The organism is Candidatus Burkholderia verschuerenii (assembly GCF_001189365.1).
In the GTDB taxonomy this organism is placed as follows: Bacteria; Pseudomonadota; Gammaproteobacteria; order Burkholderiales; family Burkholderiaceae; genus Caballeronia; species Caballeronia verschuerenii.
Genome location: NZ_LFJJ01000043.1, coordinates 26367 through 32758, shown reverse-complemented (window position 1 = coordinate 32758; position 6392 = coordinate 26367). Strand labels below are relative to the sequence as shown.

The following is a 6392-nucleotide window of genomic DNA, read 5'->3' as shown; positions in this document are numbered from 1 at the left end:
CATCGGCGAAGTTCCAAACTCCCAGGAAACCATTCAGATCAATATTGCTTCTGGGAGTTCTGGGAAACACGATCTTCCGGCGGCCCCTTGCCACCCTTGACTTCGACTAATTCTGAAGGGCCGACTAGTAAGCGTCAAGGAGGATGAGGTCATGCCCGCGAAACTCAATCACACCATCGTCTGGTCGTCCGATCCGGCTGCGTCCGCGCGATTCCTGGCCGCGCTGCTCGCTTTGCCGGCGCCGGTTCGCTTCGGGCCGTTCCATGTCGTCGAACTGGACAACGGCGTGTCGCTCGACTTCGCCAGGTCAGACGAAACCATCCAGTCGCAGCACTACGCCTTTCTGATCGAAGAGACGGATTTCGATGACGTCTTGGCGCGCATCCGCGCTCAGGCGCTGGAATACTGGGCTGATCCAGCACAACGACGCCCGGGCGAAATCAATCACAACGACGGCGGTCGCGGGGTCTATTTCCTCGGGCCGGACGGACATTTTCTCGAAGTGATCACCCGGCCGTACGGATCCGGCGCGACCTGACCGCCACGCTCCCTCAAGCTTCGCCACCACCTGCCGTTAAACCCGCGAGCGACGATTGCCAGACGCCCGCGCTTCGTCTTTTAAAATCTTCCTTCTCAAGCAGTCAGAGATTCACGCTTCGATGCACGACACACGATGAGAAAAGCGATCCACACGCACTACGACAATCTGCGGATCAAGCGCAACGCCACGCCGGGGATCATCAAGGCCGCCTATCGGGCGCTGAGCGTCGAATATCATCCGGACAAGAATCCGGATCGCGACACCACGCACATCATGCAGATGCTCAACGACGCCTATGCCGTGCTCGGCGATCCGGTCGCGCGCGCGAAATACGACGCCAAGGTCGCCGCCGAGAAAGCGGCCGCATCGCAGGAAGCGCCGCCGCCTCCGCCTCCACCGCCGCCGAAGGCATCCGCCGCGCCGAACAAGCCGCAGAGCCCGTCTAAGCCATCCAAACCGGCGATGCCGAAAATCCGCCGCCCGATTCCCACGGGCTATGTCATCGTCGGCGGATTGATGGTTTTGCTGGCGATCCTGCTCGCGGCGCTCGCCATCGTCTGAATGGCCGACGGCATGCGCGCCGGGATCAATGTCCATCCCGCGCGCCTGATCGTGAGTGTCAATCCGTCGTAAAGCGCCTGCTTCAGACAAAAATTACCTATTTGGTTCATCGACTGCTCAGTTTCCGTCAAATTGACCGATAACGATAAAAACGGCACTCGCTTGCCGTGCGACTTCGCGAGAGGTCGAGACGGACAATCGAAGTAGCCGTGCAGGTCACCGGGCCTCGAAGAGTCCGGGACCAAAAAAATAGAACCTCGAGAGAAACGAATGAAGTCAGGACTGGGGACCGGGTCGCGGCATCGGCGCGCCTTCGCTTCCGGGCGTTCGGCATACTGGTGGCAACGCTGTTTGCCTGCTCGTTCGCCGCCGCCTGCGTGCAACTTCACACCATCGCCAGCGAAGCCGACCGGCTCGACGACGCCTGGATCGCCAGTACGAAAATCCTCGGCGAACTGAGCGACCGGCTGACCGAACTCAGGCTGTCGCAAGCGCTGCTGTTGCTCGCGCCCGACGCACGCGAAGCCCGACAAGTCGCGGCGCTGGCCGCCGACCATCGGCGGGTAATCGAGGAATCGCAACGGGCGATCGCCGGCAGTCACGCGCTGAACGGCCTGGAGGACACGCAAGCGGTCTTCACGGCCGTCAACGCATCTGGCGGCCGAGCGCGACTGGGAGCGCGATGCCTCCGCGCGCGGCCAGTTCGACGGCACGACCCGCCGCCTCTACGACGCCGCCGACGAAGCGGTCGATTCCCTGATCGAAGCCAACGCGCACGCCGCGCGCATCGACACGAGCCGGATCGCGCGCACGTCGAACGCGCTGCTGCTGGTGATCGTCGCGATCGGCGTGCTCGTGTGCGGCGTGAAGTTCTGGACGATGCGCCGGCTCGACGCGCTGGTGTTTCGTCCGCTCGAACGCGTCACGCGTGCGCTGACGCAACTCGCCGCCGGCGAAGCGGACACCGCGTTTCCGCCGGTGCGCCACAAGGACGAGATCGGCGGGTTGATCCACGCGTTCCAGCAGTGCAGGCACAACGCCGAAGCGCTGCGCGAAGCCTATGTCGCGACCAAGCTCGCCGAGGAATCGGCGGCGCGGCTGGCGTGTCACGATCCGCTGACGGGTCTGTTCAACCGGCGGCATCTTTCTGCGCGCATCGATGCGTTGTCGGCCACCGCGCCCGGCTGCCGCCATTATCTTTACGTCGTCGATCTGGATCGCTTCAAGCCGGTCAACGATCTGTACGGACACGCGACCGGCGATCACGATGTCGTCGCGCGTCCCGGCGGCGACGAATTCGCCGTGCTCGCGAGCTTCGCCGACGCCGAAACCGATGCTGACAACGACGCAACGCGCCTCGCCCGCTGCATCCGCGATGCGATTTGCGCGCCGTTCGAGATCGGCGGCATTCAGGTCGAAGTGGGCGACAGCATCGGCATCGCGCAATACGGACGCGACGGCATCGACGCCGACTCGCTCGTGCGATCCGCCGACGCGGCGATGTATCGCGCGAAGGCGATGCCGTCGACGGAGTTTCAGTTCTTCGAGGAAAGCATGCGCGAGGCGCTGCGCATGTAAGCCGAGCTCGAAGTCGACGTGCGCGCGGCCGTGGCGTCGCACGCGATCCGCCCGCATTATCAGCCGCTGGTGAATCTCGCCACGCGGGAGATTGCCGGTTTCGAAGTGCTGGCGCACTGGACGCATCCGCAGCGCGGCAAGGTGCCGCCCGATCGCTTTATTCCGGTCATCGAACGGCTCGGTCTCGCCACGGTGTTCACGCTCGGCATGCTCCGGCAAGCGTGCCGCGACGCGCGCAACTGGTCGGGCGCGTATTCGATCGCGGTCAATATTTCGCCGCAGCAACTGATCGACGCGCTCTTGCCCGCGCAGATTCTCTCGGTGCTCGCGGAAGAGCACTTCGCGCCGGAACGGCTGGAAATCGAGCTGACGGAATCCGCGCTGGTCGCCGATATCGAAGCGGCCAAAATGACCATCGACAATTTCCGGCGCTGGGGCATTCGCGTGTCGCTCGACGATTTCGGCACCGGCTATTCGAGCTTGCATCATCTGCGCGAGCTGCGTTTCGACAAGGTGAAGATCGACCAATCCTTCGTCCAGTCGATGCTGTCCAATCTCGAAAGCGAGAAGATCGTCGATGCGATTCTCAACCTCACCGAAGGGCTGAATCTGTGCGCGCTCGCCGAAGGCATCGAGACGGTCGAGGTCGAAGACGCGCTGCGACGCCGCGGCTGCGCGTACGGGCAAGGCTATCTGTTCGGCCGCGCCGTCGCGGCGGAAGACGTGCCGCGCGTGCTCGCTGAATCGAAATTGGCGAAACTGAAAATAGGCGCGCTCAGTCCCGCTTAGCGAACGCGCGGCATGTCCGGCATGCGCGAACGGAAATGTTGCCATCGCGCATTCGCCATATACTGCGAGACATAACGCAACGTTCAGCCGCGACATCATGCTCTCTTCCAGCGAAATTGTTCAGGACGCGCCGGTCGTCGAGATCGGCGGAACGGTTCAGCGGCCGCTGAAGCTCGATCTCGCCGCCTTGCGCGAATTCGCCAGCGTCAGCATCGCGCCGTTCGATCTGGTGTGCTTTTCGACGGGCCGCTACATTCGTCCGATGGGAAGTTATCGCGGCGTGCTGCTGCGCGCGCTGCTCGACGCGGCGGGCGTGCGCCGTCCCGACAACGCGAATTTCAAGCGCACCGTGTTTCTCGCGCACGCGCACGATGGCTACGCGGTGACGTTTTCCTGGCACGAGCTTTTCAATACGCCGATCGGCGATCAGGCGATCATCGCCTACGAATGCGCGGATCGCGAACTCGATGTCGCGCAAGGCTTGCCGGTGCTGGTTTCCGGCGCGGACAACGTGCACGCGCCACGCCATATGAAACGCCTCGTGCGCGTCGATGCGCACATCCTCGGACAAACTCATGGACACGCGGGATGAACCCGACGGCGCGCGCTGCTCGAGCATGCCGCGCATCCCGATGCCGCCGATACCGTGCTGTTCGCGCGGCTGATCGGCGCGCGCATCGACGGTGGCGATCTGCCGCTGCTCGGCCTCGACCGCGATGCCTTCGCGGCGCTGATGACGCGTCACTTTCCGCGCGATACCGCCACGCCGCGTCCGCCGCTCGCGGTCTTGCAGACGCCGCATCGCGCGTTCGTGCGCGATCTGCACGGTCTCCTGATGTGGCACGACCGCATCGCAGCCGAAAACGCGGACGACGCGCGCTGTCTCGCGTCGATCATCGCGGCGGCGGCGCTGCGGCCCGATCATCTGTGGCGCGATCTCGGTCTGAGCGGACGCGACGACGTCACCGCGATGCTCGGACGTCACTATCCCGAACTAATCGCGCGCAACACCGAAAATCTTCGCTGGAAGAAGTTTCTCGCGCAGGAGGTGGCGCACGCGAACGGCGTCGCGCCGACTTGCGCGCCGGGTTGTCCGGGCTGCGAGGACTACGGTTTCTGCTATCCGGCGGAAACCCTGAGCGGCGTCGGCTAGCGCGACCGTTCGTGTATTCTCTCGGGCATGGACATGACCCCCACATCCAACGAGACCGCGAGCGATTCCCCGGCGGATCAGCCCGCGCAAGTGCGTTTTCGCATGCGCGTGACGAAAGGCGAAACAATCGCGCTCGGGCCCGGTAAGGTCGCGCGGCTCGAAGCCGTGCACAAGCACGGATCGATCTCCGCCGTGGCGCGCAGTCTCGAGATGTCGTACCGTCGCGCGTGGCTGCTGATCGACGAGTTGAATCGCTCGCTGAAATCGCCCGCGACGATTTCCGAGCAAGGCGGCCAGAGCGGCGGCGGCGTGCTGACGCCGGTCGGCGAGGATATCGTGCGCTTGTATCGGGATATCGAGCGAATCGCGGATCAGGCGTACGCGCAGCAGATCGCCTAGCTCACGGACATGCTCAAGCCGTAGAAAATTGCGTCAGCCGTGACGCAGGCAGAACGCCGACGGCGGCGGCGCGCTGCCCGCCGATTCGCCACGACTCGCGCCGAGCCGCGCGATGAACTCGATGAAGCTCGCCACGCTCGCCGTGCGCAACGGCGCATATTCGACGTTATGCTGCTCGCACACGCGCTTGAGCATGTTCATCGAATCGTGATCGATGCAGTCGACGGGAAACAGCACCACGTCGGCATTCGGCAGCGCCGCCGCCAACAAACCCTTGCGATCCTCGATGCCGCCGTCGTGCACGGTCAGCGCGCCGCCCGCCTGCCGATTCCACCAGCGACCGGAGCATCGCGTTCGAGTTCGGCCGCCCGCCAACATAGACGATGCGCTTACCGCTCACCCATTCGAACGCGCGGGCGCGTGCATCGGGCTGATCGGCGGAATCGAGCGTCGCGCGCTCCAGCGCCGCGCATTCGGCCTGCACCACTTTCAGCAGCGCCTGCGCTTCGCCCAGCTTGTTACGCAGCGCGCGCGTCTGTTCCTCTTCCTGCTGCACGCGTTGCTCGGCGGCTTCGCGACGGCTCGTGTGCAGCGCGAGACGGCGCTCGCCGTCCTCGACTTTCTCTACCAGACGTTGCACCTCGGCTTCGAGTTCGGCGGTCGTCGCGTCGGGCTTGCGGTCGAGTTGCAACGCCTGATCGCTCAGTTGCCGGTGCGATGCATCGCGCTCGGCGCTCATTTCCTGCATGCGCGTCTGCTGGCGCTCGAGCTTCTCGCGCAGGTCCGCGTTTTCCTTCTCCAGCGCGACCAGACGGCGGATATCCGCGCGATTCACCGCGCCCACCAGATGCAGTTCGCCGAACGCCGACTGCCGCACTTCGATGCTCGCCTGCGGATGCGTCATCAGCACCCAGTAGGCGGGCGGGACATCGCCGGATTTGAGCGCGTCGTTCCAGAGCGCCAATACGGCGTCGGCGTCGCGGGCGGCGTCGAAACGGCGGATCGCGCCGGCGTAGCGTTCGTCGAGCGCCTTGTGCAGCGCCTTGGCCGCCGCGCCGCCCTGAATCGCCAGTTCGACGGCCGCGTGATGAATCTCCAGATCGCTCGCGTGATAACGGTCGAGATCGGTGAATTTCGGGATCATCCGGCATCCGGCGCAATTCGCCGGTGGACAGACAGGTTCCGATGATCGAGCAATGCAGGTGCGAATCCAGCTCCGACAGCTTCGCGCGACGCGTCTTTGCCTGACGCAAGTCGGCCGCGCTCGGCTGGCAGCATCCGTCCGGATGGCGCGCACCGGCGTCGGCGAACGGGAGCGTGTTCGTGCGGGCGAGTTGAAACGGAGGGGTTTGCATCGTCACCTCGTGATGG

General features: G+C 64.5%; 9 protein-coding genes and 1 pseudogene. 7 read left to right on the top strand and 3 right to left on the bottom strand.

What is annotated here, in order from left to right:
- Positions 1 to 151: 151 nt before the first annotated feature.
- Together BVER_RS10645 and BVER_RS10640 are read left to right on the top strand one after the other, a co-directional pair.
- Positions 152 to 538 (top strand): VOC family protein, encoded by a 387-nt coding sequence (locus BVER_RS10645; RefSeq protein WP_050453284.1) that lies wholly within the window; start codon positions 152 to 154, stop codon positions 536 to 538.
- 135 nt (positions 539 to 673) lie between these two features.
- The gene (locus BVER_RS10640; protein WP_050453283.1) at positions 674 to 1102 is read left to right on the top strand and encodes a J domain-containing protein; all 429 of its coding nucleotides are present in this window, start codon (positions 674 to 676) and stop codon (positions 1100 to 1102) included.
- Here BVER_RS10640 and BVER_RS30035 read toward each other — a convergent pair.
- On the bottom strand, positions 1036 to 1704 hold the full coding sequence (locus BVER_RS30035; RefSeq protein WP_157055998.1) for a hypothetical protein: 669 nt from the start codon (positions 1702 to 1704) through the stop codon (positions 1036 to 1038). The two genes, BVER_RS10640 and BVER_RS30035, sit on opposite strands and share 67 nt — an antisense overlap.
- Before the next feature lie 43 nt (positions 1705 to 1747).
- Positions 1748 to 1879, bottom strand: a complete 132-nt coding sequence (locus BVER_RS35170) for a hypothetical protein (RefSeq protein WP_269750751.1) — start codon at positions 1877 to 1879, stop codon at positions 1748 to 1750.
- Between the two features lie 54 nt (positions 1880 to 1933).
- Here BVER_RS35170 and BVER_RS10635 point away from each other — a divergent pair, with 54 nt between their 5' ends.
- The 5 genes from BVER_RS10635 (at position 1934) to BVER_RS10615 (ending at position 5021) form a co-directional block, all read left to right on the top strand.
- Positions 1934 to 2680: a GGDEF domain-containing protein gene (locus tag BVER_RS10635; RefSeq protein ID WP_050453282.1), complete on the top strand. Its 747-nt coding sequence runs from the start codon at positions 1934 to 1936 to the stop codon at positions 2678 to 2680.
- 18 nt (positions 2681 to 2698) lie between these two features.
- Positions 2699 to 3469: an EAL domain-containing protein gene (locus BVER_RS10630; RefSeq protein ID WP_050453281.1), complete on the top strand. Its 771-nt coding sequence runs from the start codon at positions 2699 to 2701 to the stop codon at positions 3467 to 3469.
- Between the two features lie 97 nt (positions 3470 to 3566).
- On the top strand, positions 3567 to 4061 hold the full coding sequence (locus tag BVER_RS10625) for a molybdopterin-dependent oxidoreductase (RefSeq protein WP_050453280.1): 495 nt from the start codon (positions 3567 to 3569) through the stop codon (positions 4059 to 4061).
- A gap of 54 nt (positions 4062 to 4115) precedes the next feature.
- Positions 4116 to 4622: a nitrogen fixation protein NifQ gene (locus tag BVER_RS10620; protein WP_083452130.1), complete on the top strand. Its 507-nt coding sequence runs from the start codon at positions 4116 to 4118 to the stop codon at positions 4620 to 4622.
- A 33-nt stretch (positions 4623 to 4655) separates the two neighbouring features.
- The gene (locus tag BVER_RS10615) at positions 4656 to 5021 is read left to right on the top strand and encodes a winged helix-turn-helix domain-containing protein (RefSeq protein WP_232316482.1); all 366 of its coding nucleotides are present in this window, start codon (positions 4656 to 4658) and stop codon (positions 5019 to 5021) included.
- Positions 5022 to 5054: 33 nt separating this feature from the next.
- Here BVER_RS10615 and BVER_RS36225 read toward each other — a convergent pair.
- Positions 5055 to 6376, bottom strand: a pseudogene (locus BVER_RS36225) (DUF2325 domain-containing protein).
- Positions 6377 to 6392: the final 16 nt, after the last annotated feature.